The 21,048-nt window shown below is 70.2% G+C and carries 17 protein-coding genes; 4 read left to right on the plus strand and 13 right to left on the minus strand.

What is annotated here, in order from left to right; translation table 11 throughout:
- Positions 1–70: 70 nt before the first annotated feature.
- The 4 genes from FS770_RS03650 to FS770_RS03665 form a co-directional block, all read right to left on the minus strand.
- The gene (locus FS770_RS03650) at positions 71–337 is read right to left on the minus strand and encodes a methionine/alanine import family NSS transporter small subunit (RefSeq protein ID WP_144941691.1); all 267 of its coding nucleotides are present in this window, start codon (positions 335–337) and stop codon (positions 71–73) included.
- On the minus strand, positions 334–2,115 hold the full coding sequence (locus FS770_RS03655; protein ID WP_144941689.1) for a sodium-dependent transporter: 1,782 nt from the start codon (positions 2,113–2,115) through the stop codon (positions 334–336). The genes FS770_RS03650 and FS770_RS03655 overlap by 4 nt, the downstream gene beginning before the upstream one ends.
- A 96-nt stretch (positions 2,116–2,211) precedes the next feature.
- A complete protein-coding gene (locus FS770_RS03660) occupies positions 2,212–3,306 on the minus strand; it encodes a polyprenyl synthetase family protein (protein ID WP_145009929.1) in 1,095 nt (364 codons plus the stop codon).
- Positions 3,284–4,555, minus strand: a complete 1,272-nt coding sequence (locus tag FS770_RS03665) for a geranylgeranyl reductase family protein (protein WP_145009931.1) — start codon at positions 4,553–4,555, stop codon at positions 3,284–3,286. Before FS770_RS03665 ends, FS770_RS03660 begins: the two co-directional genes overlap by 23 nt.
- 279 nt (positions 4,556–4,834) lie before the next feature.
- On the opposite strand from FS770_RS03665, the gene FS770_RS03670 reads away from it, so the two are divergent.
- From FS770_RS03670 to FS770_RS03680, 3 genes are all read left to right on the plus strand, one after another.
- Positions 4,835–5,605 (plus strand): ABC transporter substrate-binding protein, encoded by a 771-nt coding sequence (locus FS770_RS03670; protein ID WP_144941685.1) that lies wholly within the window; start codon positions 4,835–4,837, stop codon positions 5,603–5,605.
- A 42-nt stretch (positions 5,606–5,647) separates the two neighbouring features.
- Entirely contained in the window at positions 5,648–6,442 is a 795-nt protein-coding gene (locus tag FS770_RS03675; protein WP_144941683.1) for an amino acid ABC transporter permease, read from the plus strand.
- Positions 6,443–6,585: 143 nt separating this feature from the next.
- Positions 6,586–7,419 (plus strand): amino acid ABC transporter ATP-binding protein, encoded by an 834-nt coding sequence (locus FS770_RS03680; RefSeq protein ID WP_144942181.1) that lies wholly within the window; start codon positions 6,586–6,588, stop codon positions 7,417–7,419.
- Positions 7,420–7,518: 99 nt separating this feature from the next.
- Here FS770_RS03680 and FS770_RS03685 read toward each other — a convergent pair whose 3' ends face one another.
- From FS770_RS03685 to FS770_RS03720, 8 genes are all read right to left on the minus strand, one after another.
- Positions 7,519–8,262 carry an SDR family oxidoreductase gene (locus FS770_RS03685; protein WP_144941681.1) on the minus strand — a complete coding sequence of 248 codons (744 nt, stop codon included), beginning with the start codon at positions 8,260–8,262 and terminating at the stop codon, positions 7,519–7,521.
- Between the two features lie 46 nt (positions 8,263–8,308).
- Entirely contained in the window at positions 8,309–10,255 is a 1,947-nt protein-coding gene (gene menD / locus FS770_RS03690; protein WP_145009934.1) for a 2-succinyl-5-enolpyruvyl-6-hydroxy-3-cyclohexene-1-carboxylate synthase, read from the minus strand.
- Positions 10,256–10,343: 88 nt separating this feature from the next.
- The gene (locus FS770_RS03695; protein ID WP_145009936.1) at positions 10,344–11,684 is read right to left on the minus strand and encodes a sulfate adenylyltransferase subunit 1; all 1,341 of its coding nucleotides are present in this window, start codon (positions 11,682–11,684) and stop codon (positions 10,344–10,346) included.
- 2 nt (positions 11,685–11,686) lie between these two features.
- The gene (gene cysD / locus FS770_RS03700) at positions 11,687–12,637 is read right to left on the minus strand and encodes a sulfate adenylyltransferase subunit CysD (RefSeq protein WP_145009939.1); all 951 of its coding nucleotides are present in this window, start codon (positions 12,635–12,637) and stop codon (positions 11,687–11,689) included.
- Positions 12,619–13,356: a phosphoadenylyl-sulfate reductase gene (locus FS770_RS03705; protein ID WP_145009942.1), complete on the minus strand. Its 738-nt coding sequence runs from the start codon at positions 13,354–13,356 to the stop codon at positions 12,619–12,621. Before FS770_RS03705 ends, cysD begins: the two co-directional genes overlap by 19 nt.
- Entirely contained in the window at positions 13,353–15,065 is a 1,713-nt protein-coding gene (locus FS770_RS03710; RefSeq protein ID WP_145009945.1) for a nitrite/sulfite reductase, read from the minus strand. The genes FS770_RS03705 and FS770_RS03710 overlap by 4 nt, the downstream gene beginning before the upstream one ends.
- A gap of 280 nt (positions 15,066–15,345) precedes the next feature.
- A complete protein-coding gene (locus tag FS770_RS03715; protein WP_145009948.1) occupies positions 15,346–17,571 on the minus strand; it encodes a PhoX family protein in 2,226 nt (741 codons plus the stop codon).
- Positions 17,572–17,768: 197 nt separating this feature from the next.
- Complete coding sequence (locus FS770_RS03720) at positions 17,769–18,776, minus strand: o-succinylbenzoate synthase (RefSeq protein ID WP_145009951.1); 1,008 nt, start codon at positions 18,774–18,776, stop codon at positions 17,769–17,771.
- A 180-nt stretch (positions 18,777–18,956) separates the two neighbouring features.
- On the opposite strand from FS770_RS03720, the gene FS770_RS03725 reads away from it, so the two are divergent.
- Entirely contained in the window at positions 18,957–19,904 is a 948-nt protein-coding gene (locus FS770_RS03725; protein WP_244944717.1) for an Abi family protein, read from the plus strand.
- 59 nt (positions 19,905–19,963) lie between these two features.
- On the opposite strand, the gene FS770_RS03730 is transcribed toward FS770_RS03725, so the two are convergent.
- Positions 19,964–20,956, minus strand: a complete 993-nt coding sequence (locus FS770_RS03730; RefSeq protein ID WP_145009954.1) for a phospholipase D-like domain-containing protein — start codon at positions 20,954–20,956, stop codon at positions 19,964–19,966.
- Positions 20,957–21,048 lie beyond the last annotated feature (92 nt).

Here is a 21,048-nt window from a genome sequence, read left to right on the forward strand (position 1 = left end):
GTCCGGGCGGGCCCTGCGCTCGTTGGTGGTGCTCAGCGTCAAAGTGAGCGCTGGAGCGATTGCCGGGTCGTCAGCCCCGGGGACCCGGCCCCGCGGGGTCGGTGTGCGGCTCCGAGACCTGGCCGTGCGGCGGCATCGTGGCGTCGTGGTGACCGACACCCGACCCGACGGCGCCCTCGGTGACAGAGGGGCCGGCGGCCTGCGAGGTGTCGTCCGCGGGGTCGTCGAGCTCGTCCACCTCCTCCGGGGAGCGCTTGATGTTGACCAGGGCGAGGAGCAGGCCGCCCCACACCAGGATTATGGCGACGATCATCATGACGATGGCGGTACCGCTCATGAGAGGTCCCCTTCCGAGTGGCGGGACTGGGCGCCCGCGGTGATGGTGGAGTGGACGCGCCCGGCACCCGTGCCGTTTGCGGTGCGCTCGTGGTCCCAGGGCGCGGGGCGCTGCACCACAGTGCCGCGGTCGATGGCGCGCAGGGAGAAGTCCTGGTCCAGCGCGGCCGAGCGCCCCTCGGTGCCCGTGTAGTGGGTCATGGGGTCGTGGCGGGCGATGGCCTTGCGGTCCAGGTAGGCGTCCTGGATGGCGGGCGCGGGGCTCGTGAACCCCTCGCCCGTACGGCGGCTCCAGGGCAGGCGCGAGAGCAGGTACGCGATCACGACGATGCCCACGGCCATGCCCCACCCGAAGGTGTTCACGAACCACTGGGGCATGTCGTTGTAGCCCTCGGCCACGGTCTTGGTCAGCTGGTCGATCAGGATGTAGCCGAGGATCACCGGGGTGACACCGCCGGCCATGATCATCCAGGTGCGCCCGAGCTTGAACGAGGACACCGAGTTGATGTGGTCGCGCAGCGTGGGCAGCGCGGTGAAGCCGGAGGTCAGCAGCAGCACCGAGATCAGCGCGGCCGCGGCGATGCCGAAGTTGTTGACGAACGCGTCCACCACGTCCAGCAGGTTCAGGCCCGTGGTGGTGGGGAAGAACAGCAGGGAGATCACGGCGAGCGGCAGCACCACCAGGGACACGGCCGCGGGACGGGACAGGCCCAGCTTGTCCCGCACACCGGCCACGATGACCTCCACGATGGAGATCAGGGACGTGAAGCCCGCGAACGCCAGCGCGCCGAAGAACAGCACACCGATCAGCGTGCCGAACGGTGCCTGCGAGATGATCGCGGGGAACGCGATGAACGCGAGGCCGATGCCGGAGGTGGCGACCTCCGAGACCTGCGTGCCGGAGGCGGTGGCCATGAAGCCGAGGGCCGCGAACACGCCGATGCCCGCGAGGATCTCGAAGGACGAGTTGGCGAAGCCCACCACCAGGGCGGACCCGCTGAGGTCCGAGCGGGGCTTGAGGTAGGACGCGTAGGTGACCATGATGCCGAAGCCCACGGACAGGGAGAAGAAGATCTGCCCGTACGCGGCCACCCACACGGAGGAGTCGCCCAGGGCGGACCAGGACGGCGTGAACAGGGCGTCCAGACCGGCGGAGGCACCCGGCAGGGTCAGGGCCATGCCCACCATGATAAGGAACATGACCACGAGCAGCGGGATCAGCACCACGTTGAGCTTGCCGATGCCGTTCTGCACGCCCAGCATCAGCACCACGAGCAGCACGAGCCACGCGATGGCCGTGGCGATGAACACCGGCCAGATGAAGTCGAAGCCGATCGTGACCTGCTCCGAGACCTTCATGTAGTCGTTCATGAAGAACGCGGCGGGATCGCTGCCCCACGCCTTGCTGAACGAGAACACCGTGTACTGCATGGCCCACCCGATGATGAGCGCGTAGTAGATGGCGATGACCACGCAGATCATCAGCTGCCACCACCCGATGGTCTCGAGCTTGGGGTGCAGGCGGCGGAAGGAGAGCGGGGCGGAGCCGCGGTAGCGGTGGCCGATCGCGTAGTCGAGCATGAGCAGCGGGATGCCCGCGGTCAGCAGCGCGACCAGGTAGGGGATGATGAAGGCGCCGCCGCCGTTGTCGAACGCGACGTACGGGAAGCGCCAGATGTTGCCGAGACCGACGGCGGAGCCGATCGCGGCGAAGATGAACATGGTGCGCCCGGAGAATGCTTCCTTCGCGGCGCCACCACGCTTCTTGTCAGTGGACATGGCTGAACCTCACACGGGACGAGATCCCATAGGCGCCGGGGTCCTGGGACGCCCGGCGCGCGAGTTGTGGATGAATGGGTAAAGCTTACTGAGTGCTCAGCCCCGGCGGTGGACCACCGCGTGGGCGAACTCGGTCAGCGCGGCCTTGGCCACGGAGTCCTGGAGGGGCTCCAGCGCGGCAATGGCCTCATCGGCCCACCGATTGGCGATCTGCCAGGCTTCGGCGGCCGCGGGGTGGGAGGAGACGGCCGCCACGGCGGTGGCCAGGGCGTCGTCGTCCGTGAGGTCCCCGTCGATCAGACGGAGCACTTCCTGGGCGGAGGCAGCGGCCTCCGGGTCTGCTCCGGCGGCGTGGCGCCGCAGCAGGAGAACGGGCAGCGTGTCCACGCCCTCGCGCAGGTCCGTGCCGAGGGTCTTGCCAGAGACGTCCGGGGGCCCGGTGAGGTCGATGATGTCGTCCGCGAGCTGGAACGCGAGTCCGACCTTCTCGCCGTAGACCACCATGAGGTCGACGACGTCGCGCGGCGCGCCGCCCAGCAGGGCACCGTACTGCCCGCTCGCGGCAATCAGTGAGCCGGTCTTGCCGGCGAGCACCTGGAGGTAGTGGGCCACGGGGTCCTCGTCCTCGGCCGGGCCGGTGGTCTCCTGCAGCTGGCCAATCACCAGACGCTCGAACGTGGTGGCCTGGATCATCAGGGGCTCCTGGCCCAGGGCGGAGACCATGGCGGAAGCGCGGGCGAAGATCATGTCGCCGGTGAGGATGGCCACGGTGTTGCCCCACACGGTGTGCGCGGTCTCGACGCCGCGGCGCAGTGGGGCGGAGTCCATGACGTCGTCGTGGTACAGGGAGGCGAGGTGGGTGAGCTCCACGACGACGGCGGCCTCGATGACCTCGTCCGTGATCTCACCGGCCACCTCGGCGGCGAGCAGGGTGAGCAGTGGGCGGACCCGTTTGCCGCCGGCGGCCAGCAGGTGGCGTGCGGTGACGTCCGCGAGCCGGTCGGTGGCCTGCACAGCCTCGTCCAGGCGCTGCTCGACGCGCTCCAGGGAACGCAGCATGAGAGGACCCAGGCGGGGGTCCTGGGCGATGAGCTCGAACCCTGCGGGCAAGCGCAGGGAGCCGTCGACGCTGCTGGGATCAGTCACGGTCCACCACTCTATCGACAATTCAGCCCGCGGGGGTGAGTGCATCCAGTACCGCCATGGCGCGGTCCGTCACACTACGGGCCGGGCGGTCGGACAGCTCGGTCATCACCTGCACGGCGAAGCGCATCAGGGCCGGCACGTGCATGCCGGAGCGGACCGCCGCCGAGAGGATCGTGGGGTGGCCAATGAGCTGCGCGAGCGCCCTGCCCTGCGTGAAGTGCGCCCCCCACTCGGCCCGCACGAGCTCGGGGTAGCGGGCCAGCGCGTTCTCGCGCTGCTGGGCCCCGTTGGCCCCGGCGGCGTCCACGATGCACGAGGCTGCGAACAGCGCGGACTCCATCGCGTTGGAGATCCCCTCGCCGTTGAACGGAGAGACGAGCCCTGCGGCGTCGCCCAGCAGCATGAGGCCCGGCAGGTAGTGCGGCGTGCGGTTGGCCGCCATGGGCAGTGCCGCGGAACCGATCCTGCCCACCTGGTGCTCGGGGTCGAAGGTCCACTCGGCGGGCATCGACGCCGCCCAGTCCCGCAGCACGGCCCGGTAGTCCAGTTTCCCGAAGGCGGGTGAGGTGTCCAGGATCCCGAGGCCCACGTTCGCGGTGCCGTCCCCCACGCCGAAGACCCAGCCGTAGCCGGGCAGCAGGGCACCCTGTGGATCGTTGCCGTCCGCGAGCTCGAGCCAGCCCTCCATCCAGTCCAGCTCGGAGCGCGGCGAGCGGTAGTAGGTGCGCACGGCCACTCCCATGGGGCGGTCCTGGCGGCGGTGCAGCCCGGCGGCCACGGCCGTGCGGGTGGAGTTGCCGTCCGCGGCGAGCACGAGGTCCGCGCGGTGGTCCTCGGTCTGCGCCGTACGCCGTCCGGTCGCGGGGTCCATCACGGCGGCGCGCAGACCCACGATCCGCCCCGTGTCGTCCCGCAGCACGTCTTGCACCGAGCGGTGCTCGATGATCTGCGCCCCGGCGGCGACCGCGTGGCGTGCGAGATCCTCGTCGAAGCCCGCGCGGGTGCGCACCAGCCCGTAGGACGGGAAGTCCGTGAGCTCCGGCCACGGGAACTCCACGGTGCGCCCGCCGGCGACCAGCCGCAGCCCCCGGTTGGAGCGGTAGCCCTGTTCGGCGCCGTGGGGCAGCCCCATGAGCCGCATCTGCTTCACCGCGCGCGGCGTGAGCCCGTCCCCGCACACCTTCTCCCGCGGGTAGGCGGTCTTCTCGAGCACCGTCACCCGGATCCCCTGGCTCGCGAGCCAGTACGCCGCGGTGGCGCCCGCGGGGCCACCCCCGCTGATCAGAACCTTCACTGCGCCGCAGTCCTCCGCCGTCTCGGGTGCGGGCACCCTCCCGGCGCCCCTCGTGCGCGGCACTGCCGCCGGACGCACGTGCGCCATTGTGCCACCGCCGACGCCGATGCCGCGCCCGACGCCGTCGCCCCCGGGCACCGGCCCCGCGAGGCCCCCGCCCCAGCTCGTCCCGTGGGAGAGGGACGTCATCAACGCGACGACACCGCGGGGTGGGGCGTTCCACAGCGTAAAATCACCACAGGTTCCAGAAGGGGCCGTCCCCTTGACCGAGGAGAACCCATGTCACCCCTGCGCCGACTCGTTCCCGCGCTCGCCGTCCTCTCCGCCGCTGGTCTGGTGCTGACCGGGTGCGAATCCACCTCGGGAGGCGACGCCCAGGCGAGCGGCGACTCCGGCACGTTCACCGTGTGCGCCAACTCCCCGTACCCGCCGTTCGAGTTCGAGCAGGACGGCAAGGTGGTGGGCTTCGACATGTCCCTGGGGGACGAGATCGCCAAGGACCTCGGCAGGGAGAAGAAGTTCGTGCAGGCCAACTTCGAGACCCTCGAGTCCGGCGCGGCGCTGGACACCGGCCAGTGCGATGCCGCCATCTCCGGGATCACCATCACCGACGCGCGCAAGAAGTCCGTGGACTTCTCCAAGCCGTACTTCAACGACCAGATCGCCCTGCTGACCACCAAGGACTCAGGGATCAAGGGGTTCGACTCCGTGGGGGACAAGACGGTGGGCGTGCAGCAGGCCACCTCCGGCGAGGACTACGCCACGGAGAAGAAGCTGAAGACGCAGCAGTTCGAGGACGTGGAGCTGATGTTCCAGTCGCTGGAGTCCGGCGGCGTGCAGGCGGTGTCCGGCAACATCTCCACGCTGTCCAAGCGCGCCGAGTCCAACCCGGACCTGGAGGTGGTCCAGACCGTGGACACCAACGAGAACCTGGGCGTGGCCGTGAAGAAGGGCAACACCGAGCTGCTCGACTCCGTCAACAAGACGCTGGACCGCATCACGAGCGACGGCACCATGGACAAGATGAAGAAGGAGTGGATGGGTCTGTAGGCCCCCCTCCCCCATCGCCCGCCCACAGACAGGGAGAAACCCATGTCCATGACCACCCGGCAGCGCGCGAGGCTGTCGCGGGGCATCCAGTACGCCGTCCTCGTCGTCGTGCTGATCGCACTCGTCGTGCTGGCGGACTGGGATGTCCTCTTACAGCGGGTCCTGAACCCTGCCGTGGCGATGGACCAGTTCCCCGGCATCATCACGGTGGCACTGAAGAACACGTTGATCTACACGGTGCTCGGCTTCGTGCTGGGCCTGTCCCTGGGCGTGGTCCTCGCGCTCATGAAGCTCTCCTCCGTGGCGCCCTACCGGTGGATCGCCACCCTGTACATCGAGTTCTTCCGCGGTGTGCCCGCCCTGCTCGTGTTCCTGGCGCTGGGCTACGGCATCCCGCTGGCCTTCGGGTTCCGCTTCAACCACTACGTGACGGTGATGATCGCGCTCGGTGTGGTCGCGGCGGCGTACATCGCCGAGTCCCTGCGCGCAGGGTTGCAGGCGGTGCCCCCGGGGCAGTACGAGGCCGCCCGCTCGCTGGGCATGTCCCACACCCGGGCCATGGTCACCATCGTGATCCCGCAGGCGCTGCGGATCGTGCTGCCGCCCCTGACCAACGAGGTCATCCTGCTCACCAAGGACTCTTCCCTGGTCTACCTGCTGGGCATGGGAGTGGAGCAGTACGAGCTCACCAAGTTCGGGCGCGAGGGCATCTCCAGCGCGGGAGCCGGGCTCACCCCGCTCATGGTCGCGGGTGTGTGCTACCTGATCATCACCGTGCCGCTGGGGCTGCTGTCCCGCCACTTCGAGAACAAGACCGTCCGGGTCAAGAAGTCCTAGGAGCGCCCGTGTCCACGTCCGCAGCATCCCCCGCACCCGTCCCCGGCCCCGGCGAGCCCCGGGACTCCGGTCCCGCCCGTTCCGTCTCCGAGAACGGGACGACGCCGGGTGGCGGCCCCGAGCCGACGGTCCCGCCCGGGCCCGTGGCCACGTCCGAGGCCGCGTCCACGTCGGGCACCGGCCCGGAGACCGCCGTGCGCGTGCGCGGCCTCCACAAGTCCTACGGCGAGCTCGAGGTGCTGCGGGGCATCGACCTGGACGTGGTCGCCGGGGAGGTCGTGTGCCTCATCGGCCCCTCCGGCTCCGGCAAGTCCACCCTGCTGCGCTGCCTGAACCTGCTGGAGACCCCGCAGGCCGGGAGCATCAGCGTGGACGGATTCACCGTCACGGACCCGGACCTGGACGTGGATGCCATGCGCCGCCGCGTGGGCATGGTCTTCCAGCAGTTCAACCTGTTCCCGCACCTGAGCGTGCTCGAGAACTGCACGATGGCCCAGGTCAAGGTGCTCAAGCGCCCGGCCGCCGAGGCCAGGCGGGTGGCGCTTGCCAACCTGCGGCGCGTGGGCCTGAGCGAGAAGGCCGACCAGCGCCCTGCGCAGCTCTCGGGCGGCCAGCAGCAGCGCGTGGCGATCGCCCGGGCGCTGTCCGTGGACCCGGACCTGATGCTCTTCGACGAGCCCACTTCCGCGCTGGACCCGGAGACCGTGGGCGATGTGCTGTCCATCATGCGCGGGCTCGCGGCGGACGGTATGACGATGCTCGTGGTGACCCACGAGATGTCCTTCGCTCGCGACGTCGCCGACCGCGTGGTCTTCATGGACGGCGGCGTGGTGGTGGAGCAGGGCCCCGCCCGCGAGGTCATCGGCTCGCCGCAGCACCAGCGCACGCGCACGTTCCTCTCACGCGTGCTGAACCCCACCACGGGGGCCGCCCCGGAGGCACCGGACACTTCGGAAGCGCCAACCACCCCCGCATGACATCTCAGGCACGAAATGACCGCCTGACCTGAGGTCCAGCGGTCATTTCGTGCCTCAGCGGTTGGCGACCCGGCTGGGCGGCCCGCCAGGGGCTCGGCGTCAGCGGGTCTTCATCCCCGAGGGGCGCACCGTGATGACCTCCACCTCCGCGTCCCGGGTGGCGTCCACGGCCAGGCGCACCGCGGCGGCGATCTGCTCCGGACGGATCCAGTCCTCCGGGTGGTACTCCTCGCCCATGTACTCGTGCAGCTCGGCCTGCATGTCCGTGGCCACGCGCCCCGGGTGGACCGAGGTGACGCGCACCCCTTGGACCCGCTCCTCCTCACGCAGGGCGTCCGTGAAGGCCCGCAGCGCGAACTTCGTGCCGGAGTACAGCGCGGACGACGCGCGGGACACGAACCCCGAGCCGGAGTTGATGGCCACCACGTCCCCCCGGGCCTCGCGCAGCTGCGGGAGCACCAGGCGGGTCAGCTGCGCCACGGAGATCACGTTCACGTCGAAGATCTGCTCCCACATCTCGCGCGGGGCGTCCGCCACGAGGGACTGCGGGGCGATGCCCGCCGAGTGGACGAGCACGTCCAGACCGGGGAACTCCTCGCGCAGGGGCGCCCAGGCGGCCTCGACCTGCTCGTCGTCGGTCACGTCCGCGACGAAGGCTCGCGTCCCGGGTCCCACTCCGGCGAGCTCGTCCCGCACGCGCTGGATGCCCTGCGCCGAGCGCCCGCCCACGAACACCACGTGGTCCCGCGCGAGGTCCTGCGCCACGGCACGCCCGATCCCCCGGGTGGCCCCCGTGACGAGAGCCGTGCGGGCGGTTGCTGTCTGTGCGCTCTGATCAGTCATGCCGTCATGCTAGCGAGCCGCGGTACGCTCCGCAGGGGCCGGCGTGTCACCGCCCGGCCAGGAACTCCTCCACCGCGCGGGCACCCACCTCGTGGGCGGCCAGGTTGAACTCGCGCAGCGTCTCGCGCTCGAGCGGGACCTCCACCACGCGGCGTCCCACCACGGGGGCGGCCAGGGCCGCGGTCAGCTCGATTGCGCTGTCCGCCCGCACGTACTCCACGCCGTGCGCCGCGCACAGCTCCGCGATCGAGACGCTGTGCGCCGTGCCGAAGAACCGCTCCACGGTGGCCGCGTAGCGCTGATCCTGCCCCACGGCCCCGTGCTCGAGGGTCTGGAAGATGCCGCCCCCGGCGTCGTTGACCACCACCACGTGCAGGTCCGGCACGCGCTCCCCGGTTCCCAGCAGCAGCCCGCCGGAGTCGTGCAGGAACGTGAGGTCCCCCATCACCGCGCGCACGGGGCGCCCCGTTCCGAGAGCCACGCCGTGAGCGGTGGCCAGCGTGCCGTCGATCCCGGCGACGCCGCGGTTCGCCACCACGGGCAGCGGAGCCTGCGCGCGGGCCACGAGGTCGAGGTCCCGCACGACGGTCGAGGAGCCCACCACGAGCACCGAGCCGTCCTCGCAGCTCGCGTCCCACACCGCGCGGGCCACGTGCAGCCGGGTGAGCCCGGGGCGCGAGTCCGCGTGGCGCAGCACCGCCGCGTCGGCCACCGCACCAGCTGCCTGCCAGGTCTCCAGCCAGCCGTCCTCAGCGGGCCCGACGACGCCCGCGGCCTCCGCGAAGCCGGCCACCTCCTGCTCGGGGCGGCGGCCACGGTCGAACCAGGGCACCGGCTCCGGGCGCACCGCGACCACGCTGACGTCCGGGCGGCGCAGCAGGGCCGAGACCGTGCGGCTGAGCGTGGGTCTGCCCACCAGGACCACGGAGTCCACCCGGGCGCCCAGCGAGGAGGCTAGCAGGCTCTCGTAGGAGGCGATCGCCGCGTCACCGGTGCGGGCGTTGGAGGACGGTTCCGCGAGCAGGGGAAGTCCGTGGGCCTGGGCGAAGCGCGCGGTGGCGGCCCCGGCGCCGTCGCCCGCGAGGACCACGGGGTGGGACGATCCCGGGCGGGCACGCACTGTGCTCGCGGGGACCGGGAGAGTGCCCTCGGACCGCGTCGCGTCGTCGGGAGCCGAGGGGCCACCCGGGGTCATCGTGTACCGGGACAGCGGTGTGCCGTGCGGGGTACCGGCCGCATCCTGGCACGCGAGGTGTGGTGTCGGCGTCCGGTCCGGGGCCGGGGCGGCGTCCGGGGTGAGGAAGGGCTCGTCGAGCACGGACCACGAGTGGGCGATCCGCGCGGGCGGTTCTTCTGCGCGCGCGCGCTCCACCTCCTCGGCAAGCGCGCGGGCCCAGGTGTGCAGGTGGCGGTGGTCGTCGTCGGAGACCGGATGCAGGGGGTCGCGCAGCGCGACGTTGACGTGGACCGGGCCGGGCGGCGTCGCGTCGCTGCCGTGCAGGGCGTCGAGCACAGGGGTGAGAAAGGACTCCGCGTCAGCACGCTGCTCGGCCTCGCCCAGGCCGGGATCCCGCACGGGCAGCAGGTCCACCGCCGCGCGCGCGAAGTTCTCGAAGATCCCCGGCTGCCGGGTGGTCTGGTTGGCGCCGGTACCGCGCAGCTCCGGGGGCCGGTCCGCGCTGAGCACAACCACGGGCACCCCGGCGTGGGAGGCCTCCATGACGGCGGGCAGCAGCTCCCCCACGGCGGTTCCGCTCGTGGTGACGACGGCGCACGGCAACCCCGTGGAGCGCGCGATCCCGAGGGCGGTGAACCCGGCGTCCCGTTCGTCGATCCGCACGTGGACGCTGAGCGCCCCGCTCGCGTGGGCGGCCGCCGCGGCGTACGCGAGCGGCGCCGAGCGCGAACCCGGTGCGACCACCAGGTGCGCCATCCCGCGCAGCACGAGGGCGCGCAGGACGGTGGTGGCCGTGACGAGACTGGGGGTGATCACCCTGAGAGGGTACCGAGTTCCGCCGACACCCACGCGCACGGGCAGGCGGTGGCCCGTGCGGCTGCGGCCTGCCCCGCGGGGTTTCCCCTTAGATGGCCCACTCCCCGGCGTCTGCACGCAGGTTGCCGAGCACCCCCGGGGTGGCCACACTGTCGTCCTGGACCATGCCCGCGGCCTGGGTGCGCCCCGACTGCGGGTCGATCAGCAGGAACGACCCCAGGGCGTGCGACTGCGTGTAGGCGGCGGTGAACAGCGGCTCCGCCACACGGATGCTCACGCGGCCGATGTCGTTGAGCTCGAACTCGTCCACGGACTCCGCGGCGAGACTCTCCAGGTTCAGCCGGCCGTCCAGCGAGCCCACGATCCCGCGGACCACGCGCGTGGTGTGCTTGAGCAGCACGCGCTGGCCCTCCCGGAGGGGCTTCTCGTCATCGAGCCAGCACACCACGGCCTCCACGGTCTTGGAGCCCGACGGCGCGCCGGCGGGTTCCGCGATCAGGTCACCGCGGGTGATGTCGATCTGGTCTGCGAGGCTCAGGGTGACGGACTCCCCGGCGACGGCGCGCTCGGCCGGTTCCCCGGCGACGTCGAGCCGGGTGACCGTGGTCCTGCGCCCGGCGGGCTGCACCGTGACCTCGTCACCGACTGCAACGGACCCGGAGGCGACCTGCCCGGCGTAGCCGCGGTAGTCGGTGAACTCGGGCGAGACCGCTGCGGACTGCGGGCGGATGACCGTCTGCACGGGCAGCGCGAAGTGCTCCGCCTGGGTGAGCTCGGAGGAGTCCGGGAGGTTCTCGAGCCAGCCCAGCAGGGACGGGCCCGTGTACCAGGGGGTGCTCTCCGAGGGCTCCACCACGTTGTCCCCGCGAAGTGCGGAGACGGGAATGGTCTGCAGGTCAAGCACACCGAGCTCGTCCGCGAGCGCGTGCAGGTCCCGGTCCAGCGCCTCGAAGGCACCGTGGGCGTCGTCGACCAGGTCGATCTTGTTGACCGCCACGATCAGGTGCGGCACGCCCAGCAGCGCGGCGACCGCGAGGTGACGCCGGGTCTGCTCCACGATCCCGTGCACCACGTCCACGAGCACGATCAGCGCGTCCGCGGTGGAGGCACCGGTGACCGTGTTGCGGGTGTACTGCACGTGGCCGGGGCAGTCGGCCAGGATGAAGCTGCGGGCGGGGGTGGCGAAGTAGCGGTAGGCCACGTCGATCGTGATGCCCTGCTCGCGCTCGGCCCGCAGCCCGTCCGTCAGCAGCGCGAGGTCCGCGGAGTCCAGGCCCCGGGACTGGCTCACGCGCTCGATGGCCTCGAGCTGGTCCACCAGGATGTTCTTGGTGTCGTGCAGCAGCCGCCCCACCAGGGTGGACTTGCCGTCGTCCACGCTCCCGGCCGTGGCGATCCGCAGCAGGCTTGCCGTGTTCTCGGTGCTCATCTCTAGAAGTAGCCCTCTCGCTTGCGGTCCTCCATGGCGGCCTCGGACACGCGGTCGTCCGCACGGGTGGCGCCTCTTTCGGTGAGCGTGCTGGTCATGACCTCGGCCAGCACGTCCTGCGCGGTGGCAGCCGGGGACTCGACGGCGCCCGTGCAGCTCATGTCCCCCACGGTGCGGTAGCGCACAGTACGGGTCTCCACGCTCTCGCCCTCGCGCGGGCCCACGTGCTCCCCCACGGCCAGCCACATGCCGTCACGGCTGAGCACGTCCCGCTCGTGCGCGTAGTAGAGGGAGGGCAGGTCGATGCCCTTCTCCGTGATGTAGGACCAGATGTCCAGCTCGGTCCAGTTCGACAGCGGGAACACCCGCACGTGCTCCCCCGGGCGGTGCCGCGTGTTGTACAGGCTCCACAGCTCCGGGCGCTGGTTGCGCGGGTCCCACTGGCCGAACTCGTCCCGCAGACTGATGATCCGCTCCTTGGCGCGGGCCTTCTCCTCGTCGCGCCGGGCGCCGCCGTAGACGACGTCGTGGCGTCCCTCGGTGATCGCGTCCAGCAGGGGCACGGTCTGCAGCTGGTTGCGGGTACGGTCCGGGCGCTCGGCCAGCCGGCCGTCGTCGATGTAGTCCTGAACGCTCGCGACCTTCAGGCGGATGTGCAGCCGCTCCACCGTCCGGTCCCGGAAGTCCAGGACCTCCGGGAAGTTGTGCCCGGTGTCCACGTGCAGCACGGGGAACGGGATGGGCGCCGGCCAGAAGGCCTTGGCGGCCAGGTGCAGCATGACCACCGAGTCCTTGCCACCGGAGAACAGCAGCACGGGGCGCTCGCCCTCGGACGCAGTCTCGCGGAAGATGTGGATGGACTCGGCCTCCAGGCGCTGCAGCTGGCTCAGTGTCACGGCGGAGGGTGTGCTCCGGGTCAGGGGGCTCGTGGTGCTCACAGGTGGATCCCGCATTCTGTCTTGCCCACACCGGACCAGCGTCCGGCGCGGGGGTCTTCCCCGGGGGCGACCTTGCGCGTGCACGGGGCGCACCCGATGGACGGGTAGCCCTGGCTCAGCAGCGGGTTGACCACCACCAGGTTCTCCTCGGCGTACTGGACCACGTGGTCGAAGCTCCAGTCCACGATGGCGTTGATCTTGACCATCTGGTGGTGCTCGTCCCACTCCACGGGCGCGGCGTTGGCACGGTGCGGCGTCTCCTCGCGGCGCAGCCCGGTCACCCACGCCTCGTAGCCCCCCAGGGCCTTGTCCAGCGGGGCGACCTTGCGGATCCCGCAGCACAGCCCCGGATCGCGGTCGTGCAGCTTGGCGCCGTACTGCGCGTCCTGCTCGGCCACGGTGATCTCCGGCAGCAGGGTCCGCACTTTCACGGGCCAGTCCCGCGCGAAGTCGTCCCGGGTCTGCAGGGTCTCGGGGAAGTGGTAGCCGGTCTCCAGGAACAGCACGTCCACGCCCTTGAGGTGGGTGCTGACCAGGGCGGGGACCACGGTGTCCGAGGCCATCGAGCAGGCCACCGCGAGCTTCTTCCCAAAGGTCTCGGCGGCCCACGCGAGCACCTCGTCCGGGTCCGCGTCGCGCTCGCCGAAGCGTTGCTGCGCCTCCTCTACGAGCGCCTTCAGCTCCTCGGTGGAACGGGTGCGCCCGGGGGACGTCGTCGTGTCTGTGGTTGTCATTTCAGGGAGTCCTCCTCAGCGGACAGGGCCCACTCGGCGAAGCTCTGCTCGGGGCGGTGCTCCCGCAGGAAGGTGCGGGTCACGCGCTCCACGTAGTCCGAGAGGTTGTCCGCGGTGATCTTCAGTCCGCGCACGGTGCGGCCCAGGCCGCCCTCATCGCGGTCCGGTGAGGCGAGGCCGCCGCCCAGGTGCACCTGGAAGACGTACTCCTCGCCGATGTACTGGCCCTTGAGCCCGATGTCCGCGGTCTGGATGCGGGCGCACGAGTTGGGGCAGCCGTTGATGTGCAGGGAGATGGGCGCGGGGATCTCCACGTCCGCGAGCCGCTGCTCCATGTCGTCGATCACCCGGGCGGCGAGGCCCTTGGTCTCCACGAACGCGAGCTTGCAGAACTCGATGCCGGTGCACGCGATGGTCGAGCGGCGGAACGGACTGGGCTTGGCGTCCATGCCCCAGGGCTTCATGGCCGCCACGAGGGCGTCCACGTTCTCCTCGGGCACGTCCAGGACCAGCACCTTCTGGTGCGGAGTCAGGCGGATGCGCTGCGACCCCGCGGCCTCGGCGGCGTCGGCGAGCGCCACCAGGGCGTCCCCGGAGAGCCGCCCGGCGGTGAGCGCGAAGCCCACGTACCGCTTGCCGTCCACCTGCTCGTGCACGCCCACGTGGTCCGAGTGGCCCACCGCGCGCTCGGGCGCGGGGCCGTCCGGCAGCTCGAAGCCCAGGTACTCGTCCTGCAGCACCTGCCGGAACTTCTCCGGGCCCCACTCGGCCAGCAGGAACTTCAGGCGGGCCTTGGTGCGCTGCTTGCGGTAGCCGTAGTCGCGGAAGATCCCGCACACCCCGGCCCACACGGGCACCACGTTCTCTCGGGAGACGAACGCGCCCAGGCGCTCGCCGAGCCGCGGGGACACGGACAGTGCGCCACCCACCCACAGGTCGTAGCCGGGGCCGAGCTCGGGGTGGTTCACACCCACGAAGCTGACGTCGTTGATCTCGTGCACCACGTCCAGCGTGGGGCTGCCGGTGATCGCGGTCTTGAACTTGCGGGGCAGGTTCACGTACTCGGGGTTGCCCACGAACTCCTCGCGCAGGGCGGCGAGGTTCTCGCTGGGGTCGATGATCGCGTTCTTCTCCACGCCGGCCACCGGGCTGCCCAGGAACACGCGGGGCGTGTCGCCGCAGGCCTCGGTGGTGGTCAGGCCCACGGAGTCCAGGCGCTCCCACATCTCCGGGACGTCCTCGATGCGCAGCCAGTGCAGCTGGATGTTCTGCCGGTCCGAGACGTCCGCCGTGCCGCGGGCGAAGTCCCGGGAGATGCCTCCCACCACGCGGGCCTGCCCCGTGCTCAGCTGCCCGCCGTCCAGGCGGATGCGCTGCATGAAGTACTCGTCCGAGAGGGACTCGGCGTCCAGCTTGGAGGTGTTCGCGCCGGCCACGCCCTGCTTGCGCTGCGTGTACAGGCCCAGCCAGCGGAAGCGGCCGTGGACGTCGTCCGTGGGGATCGAGGCGTAACCCGTCTTCGAGTACGTGTCGAGGATCCGCTGCTTGACGTCGAGCGAGTTCTCCTCAGCCTTGAACTCCTCGTTGTGGTTCAGGGGCGTGCGGCCGCTGACCTTCCACTGGCCCAGATCGGTGCCCTTGCGGGGTCCGCGCACGCGCCCGGATGCACTCTTGGGGGGCGCTGTCCCGGTGTCTGCGGAGGTGGTCATGGGTGCTCCTTGGGTGAGAGGGAGGCGAGTCGCTCCAACGTACCGACCGGCCCACCCGCACCCATACTTTCCGTCACAAACACGTCACATACTCGGCGTCCTCCCACGTCACAGCGCTTTTCCCCGGGGACGACGACGCCCCCCGGGCGGTGCGGTGCGCGCGGCCGGTGCGCGAGCGGCGTCGTCGTCCGGTGGTGCTGGAGGCACGCACGACCAAGCGGGCGGGGCCGCCTGCGCGATCCCGCCCGCCCGTGGTGCCGGCGCCCCGAGGGGCGCCGACTCAGCCCTCGTAGCTCTTGGGGGCCTGCCGCGCGCGCTGCTGCAGCTCGCGCGTGGACTTGTCCTCGTAACCGCGGTACTTGGGCCCGGTCTGGCCGTTCTTGCGACGCTTGTCCCGGTTCTCGCCCTTGCCCGGCTGGTCGCTCACGCTGCCCGGGAACTGGGGCTTGTTGTCCCGGTTCTTGCGGAACACCTGGATCACGGACGGACGCGGCATGGAGAACTCGCCCGGCTCCAGGCGCGTGGGTAGCGCGTAGTCCGGGAAGTAGGAACGGGGCTGCTCGAAGGAGCCGTCCTCACCCGGGTGCTGCACGGAGATGTAGACCATGCCCTCGGTGTCGTGGACCACCGGGCCGCACGTCTCGGCGTCCTGCGGGACCGAGAGGAACTGCTGCACGCGGCCGCGCTCCGCGCCGTCGAGGGTGACCTTGAACAGCCCGTCGTTGTAGCCGATCTTGGACGGCGCACCATCCGTGGAGATCCACAGGTTGCCGGAGTTGTCGAAGGCCACGTTGTCCGGGCAGGAGATCGGGGAGACGTTCTCCTTGGGGAAGCCGCCGAAGTACGTGCCGGAGTCCTTGGTGGGGTCACCGCACACCAGCAGCAGGTTCCAGTCGAAGCGGGTTGCCTGCGGGAGGTCGTGGCGCTCGGTGAGCTCCAGGACGTAGCCGTCCCGGTTGCCGGTCTTCGGGTTGGCCTCGTCCACGCCGGCCTTGCCCGCCGTGCCGCGGTCCGAGTTGTTCGTGAGCGCCGCGTAGACCTTGCCGGTGTGGGGGTTGGGCTCCACGTCCTCCGGGCGGTCCATCTTGGTGGCGCCGGCCTTGTCCGCGGCCAGGCGCGTGTAGACGAGCACCTGCTCCACGGACATGCCCTTGATCATGGACTTGCCGCCCTTGACCAGCGGCAGCCACTCGCCGGAACCGTCGAACTCGCCGTCCCGGGGCAGGGTGCCCGTGCCGGTGATCTGCCGCTGCGGGGAATTGCCCTTGAGCCTGGCCACGTAGAGGTCGCCCTCGGACAGCAGGGTCATGTTGTGCTTCTTGTCGCCCTGCTTGTACTTCTTGGCGGAGACGAACTTGTAGATGTACTCGAACTTCTCGTCGTCACCGGAGTACGCCACCACAGTGCCGTCGTCGCCCACGCGCACGTTGGCGCCCTCGTGCTTGAAGCGGCCCATCGCGGTGTGCTTGAGCGGGGCGGAGTTGGGGTTCTGGGGGTCGATCTCCACCACCCAGCCGAAGCGGTTGGGCTCGTTCTTGTACCCGGGGATGCGGGCGTCGAAGCGCTTCTCCACCTCGGGCCAGCGGCGCGAGGGCATGGTGGTGGGGAAGCCGTAGCGCTTCTCCTCGGCGGTGCCGGAGGTGATGAAGTACTGGTGCACGTTCTCTTCGCCGGAGAGCACGGTGCCCCACGGGGTCACACCGCCCGAGCAGTTGTTCTGGGTGCCCAGCACGCGCCTGCCCGTGGGGTCGTCCTGGGTTGTGAGCAGGTCCGAGCCAGCCGCGGGGCCGTCCAGCACGAACGGGGTGGTCAGGGTGATGCGCCGGTTGCGGGCACCGCCGCGCACGTAGCTCCAGGGCTCCCCCACCTTGGTACGGGTGATCTCCACGACCGACATGCCGTGCGCCTGGATGGTGGTCTTGACCGTGTTCGCCAGGTTGGTCTTGTCATAGCCCGTGGGGAACATGGTGTTCTCGTTGGTGTACTCGTGGTTGTTCACCAGCACACCCGTGAGCCCGTTCGGGTCCGGGATGATGTCCAGGTAGTCCGAGTTGAAGCCGAACTGCTCGGCCTGGGACTCCGGAGTCTGGTTCTTGGGATCGAACTCCGGGGAGTCGTAGAACAGGGGGTCGCCCCAGCGGATGATGGGCGACCAGTCGTAGCCCTGCGGGACGTTGAGATCGTCCACGGTCATGCCCACGGGCTTGATGGGCGTGAAGTCCAGGCGCGCCCTGCCCTGGCCCCAGTAGCCGTACGTGGCCTCCGCTGGCTGGGCGGTCGCGGCCACCAGGCCAACCGTCACCGCGCCCGCGGCACCGAGGCCCAGGGCGGCGCGACGGCTCATCGCCGCGGAGATGATGTCGTGCACGTACTCGTTGGACGAGGTGTTGGCATCCGGGGTCATGCACTGGCTGCCGCACTTGAGCTCGCACGTGAGCGGGCTGCGCTTGCCGTTCACGTGGCCGAGCATGGGCAGGAGACGGCGGCGTTCTGGTGCTTGGGTCATGGAGTGGCTCCCTGGGTGAGACATGCGTCCGTGCATGTCAGCGAGTGTTTCCGTGTGCCACCTCACCACCCCGGTGTGATCGCCGTGCGACCGTTGGGCGAACTGGAGGTTAACCCGGTGGGCAGCCACCCGGCGTCGTGCACCGCGGCGACGACGGTCCCGCGGCAGGCCGCGAGCGGCGTCGCCCTCCCCCTGGTCTACTGCGCGGCGAGCACGGCGTGGGTGCGGCGCAGCCGGTCCAGCCACCAGTCCCGGCGCTCGCCGGTGACGGCGTGCTGGGCGAGCAGCGCCTCGTCCACGGCGACGTCCCGCACGGGCAGGAACCCGTCCACGGGGCGCAGGGGCTCGCCGGTCACGTCCGCGGTCATGAGCGAGAGCGTGCCGAGCCCGCACGCGTACGGCAGCTCGGGCAGGGCGGCGGCCAGGGCGACGCCCGCGCGGATGCCCACGGAGGAGTCGATGGCCGAGCTCACGACGGCGGGCAGCCCCGCCTGCGCCACGATGTCCAGGGCCCGGCGCACTCCCCCGAGCGGGGCCACCTTCACGACGATCAGGTCCGCGGCGCCGGCCCGCGCGACGGCCAGCGGGTCCTCGGCCTTGCGCACGGACTCGTCCGCGGCGATCAGCGTTCCCACGCCGTTGTCCCGCAGCCGACGCCGCACGCTCGCCAGCCCCTCGACGCTCGCCACGGGCTGCTCGGCGTAGGCGAGGTCGAACTCGCTCAGCGCGCCCAGCGCGGCCACGGCGGTGTCCTCGTCCCAGCCCGTGTTGGCGTCCACGCGCAGCTCGGCATCCGGGAGGAGGTGGCGGACGGCGGCGACGCGGGCGACGTCGTCCGCGAGGCCCTGCCCGCGTTCGGCCACCTTGATCTTCACGGCGTGGACCTGCCCGGCGTAGCCGCCGAGGACCTCAGGAACGCGCTCGGCGGGGACCGCGGGGACGGTGGCGTTGACGGGGACGCGGTCACGGACGGGCTCCGGGAAGCCCTGCCACGCGGCCTCGATGCCGGCGCGCAGCCACTGGGAGGCCTCGGCGTCCTCGTACTCGGGGAACGGACCGAACTCGCCCCAGCCGGCGGGGCCGCGGAAGACCACGGTTTCACGCTGGGTGACGCCGCGGAAGGTGACGCGCATGGGGAGGGAGACCACGTGGGCGGAGGCCAGGAGGTCGGCGAGCGGGGGGACGAGGAGGTTCGGGGTGGGCATGGGTCCAGGGTAGGTTCTCGAGCGGCGAGGGCCTGTGGGCATGGGCGCAGGCCTTCGAAGTCATTGCAGTTGCCGACGAAGCCGGTGCTATGCTTGTACCAACAGTTCAGCCCGCCCCGGCTCCGTCCGGGAGTGGGCTGGATCTCTTTCTCAGCCCTTACGGGCAGATGGGGCTGAAGCTTGACCAAGCCGCTGAAGCCAGCCACCACGGTTGCCGACCACATCGAGCGCCTGCGGCAACGAGGCATGGACGTCGACGACGGGCAGGCCTACCAGTGGCTTCCGAACGTCAGCTACTACCGGCTCTCTGCCTATTGGTACCCCGCTCGGCGCGTTGACGACACCGACACAGTGCTCGATGAGTTCAAAGCGGGCACCACATTCAGCGATGCCGTCGCGCTGTACGAGGCAGATCGCAAGCTCCGCACGCTCGTTCACGACGGCATGGAGCGTATTGAGATCGCCATGCGCACTCGCCTCGGAGAACTGCTGTGCAGCGAGAGCCCCGTGTCCTACAAGGATCCAGCCATGTTCCGCTCCGAGTTCGACCATGGGCAGTGGCTCGCGACCGCCCAGAAGCGCGTGGATAGGTCCGCACGAACCAGCGATTCCATCAAGCACTACCGGTCAACCTATGGCAGCAACTACCCGTTCTGGGTCTTGGCCGAGGTGCTCGATTTCTCCGATATTTCCCATCTTTACAACGGCCTGCCTGCCCTTGCTCAGAGAGCGATCGCAGAGAGCTTCGGCATCACCATCCACCCAGAAACTTTGTCTCGTGAGCAGTACAGGAAGGCCACGCGGCAGTCTCCGCTCGCCCCGTGGATGCACCAGATGACCGTGGTTCGCAACATCACTGCACACCACGGACGCCTGTGGAACAGGTCCTTCGTGCCCGCTCCCACAACGGGACTGCGCACTCAGGGCTGTTTCCAAGCGCTTCCTGTGGGCCAGAGCGAACGCATCTTCGGTGCCCTCACGATGATGGCCCATCTTCTCCGCACCGCATCGCCCGGAACAACCTGGCCCACCAAAGTTGCGGACCACGTAGCGAGCCAGTTCATGTCCAATGAGCTGGTTCACCCCGCGGCAATGGGCCTACCGGAGGACTGGCAGGGAACCCTGTAGTCCGCACGCCCCACGCAGCGGCCCGAGCCTCACGGTGGCCTCACCACGGCACGGAAACCTCACGGACGCGGAGAAACTCCGTCCTCCCCCAGCGCCCGGGTCGCTGCCGTGAACTGGTCCAGACGCAATCTCATGTGGCCGCGCCGCACCGGAGCCCGTAGTCCCAGGTCTGCCTTCTTGAAGTCCACGTCATGCAGAGGGACCAACCGTGGGCGTGTTCTGTTCACCCACGGCCACCGTTCGATGGCAGCTGCATCCCGAACCTGCCCTCGGAACAGGGGAATGTCCGTTTTCCACTCGGCCTCACCCGTGACCTCCACACTGGCGTAGCAGTCGTTCGTGTCACCCGCGCAGATGAGCACCAGATCACCCCGTGTGAAACTCGGCCGCCCGCTCTTGGAACTCGCAAAGAAGTACGGGTCCATCCATGCCTCCGGCTTCGGTTCCCCGTATTCGACCTTGATCCACAGCTCTCGTTCCCCGCTCTGCGCATCCAGGACCACCTGCTCGGCAGCACGGCGCGATTCGGTGGGCTCGCCTGGGTCCGGCAACCTCCCCGCTATGGGAGCTACGCTCCGCGCCCTCTCCTCCAGGTTGTCCAGGTCTGCTTCGGACACCACGTGGGCGGGCCAGCCTTCGATGATTGCCCGCAGGCCCACCACCTGATCGGGTGCCAGCTCCACCCCGATTTCGCGGTTCGACTGAGCGGCATACCCCAGGCCAGCGCCCGTGAGGTTTCCTGAACCCACGAGTCCCCGCTCGCCCACGATGAAGCACTTGGCGTGCAACCGGTCCACGTGCCGGAGATCAACCCCGGCGTCAGCCAGCGTCCTCAGCCCCTCCACCGAGAGGTACCCCTGGGCAGCGGCAAAGGGATCGAGGACCGTGTAGAGGATGGCCTCCCGCGGGGAGTCCTGCACGGCGCGCGCCACCCTCGCGCACTCCGGGTAGGAGAGGTAGGGACTGGTCAGCAGCACGTCGCCCGAGTCAGTCCGCAGCGCGTCCTCCAACCAGTAGCCCGCGTACTCAACGAGTGCTCCATTCATCTGCATGGAACCATGCTAGTGATGGGCCCCGGCACGACGTCGTCCTCTCACCTCCCAGACGCGCCGCGCCGGGGCAGTAGCCCGCCCCGCGAAGTAGG

It is taken from the genome of Kocuria salsicia (assembly GCF_007681555.1).
GTDB lineage: Bacteria > Actinomycetota > Actinomycetes > Actinomycetales > Micrococcaceae > Kocuria > Kocuria salsicia.

Excerpts from the sequence above, each read along its gene's own strand:
- cysD (WP_145009939.1), bottom strand. The coding sequence starts at position 12,637 with ATGCGGGATCCACCTGTGAGCACCACGAGCCCCCTGACCCGGAGCACA.
- FS770_RS03670 (WP_144941685.1), top strand. The coding sequence starts at position 4,835 with ATGTCACCCCTGCGCCGACTCGTTCCCGCGCTCGCCGTCCTCTCCGCC.
- FS770_RS03660 (WP_145009929.1), bottom strand. The coding sequence starts at position 3,306 with ATGCACTCACCCCCGCGGGCTGAATTGTCGATAGAGTGGTGGACCGTG.
- FS770_RS03675 (WP_144941683.1), top strand. The coding sequence starts at position 5,648 with ATGTCCATGACCACCCGGCAGCGCGCGAGGCTGTCGCGGGGCATCCAG.
- FS770_RS03730 (WP_145009954.1), bottom strand. The coding sequence starts at position 20,956 with ATGCAGATGAATGGAGCACTCGTTGAGTACGCGGGCTACTGGTTGGAG.
- FS770_RS03655 (WP_144941689.1), bottom strand. The coding sequence starts at position 2,115 with ATGTCCACTGACAAGAAGCGTGGTGGCGCCGCGAAGGAAGCATTCTCC.
- FS770_RS03710 (WP_145009945.1), bottom strand. The coding sequence starts at position 15,065 with ATGACCACCTCCGCAGACACCGGGACAGCGCCCCCCAAGAGTGCATCC.
- FS770_RS03705 (WP_145009942.1), bottom strand. The coding sequence starts at position 13,356 with ATGACAACCACAGACACGACGACGTCCCCCGGGCGCACCCGTTCCACC.
- FS770_RS03715 (WP_145009948.1), bottom strand. The coding sequence starts at position 17,571 with ATGACCCAAGCACCAGAACGCCGCCGTCTCCTGCCCATGCTCGGCCAC.
- FS770_RS03650 (WP_144941691.1), bottom strand. The coding sequence starts at position 337 with ATGAGCGGTACCGCCATCGTCATGATGATCGTCGCCATAATCCTGGTG.
- FS770_RS03720 (WP_145009951.1), bottom strand. The coding sequence starts at position 18,776 with ATGCCCACCCCGAACCTCCTCGTCCCCCCGCTCGCCGACCTCCTGGCC.
- FS770_RS03695 (WP_145009936.1), bottom strand. The coding sequence starts at position 11,684 with ATGAGCACCGAGAACACGGCAAGCCTGCTGCGGATCGCCACGGCCGGG.
- FS770_RS03685 (WP_144941681.1), bottom strand. The coding sequence starts at position 8,262 with ATGACTGATCAGAGCGCACAGACAGCAACCGCCCGCACGGCTCTCGTC.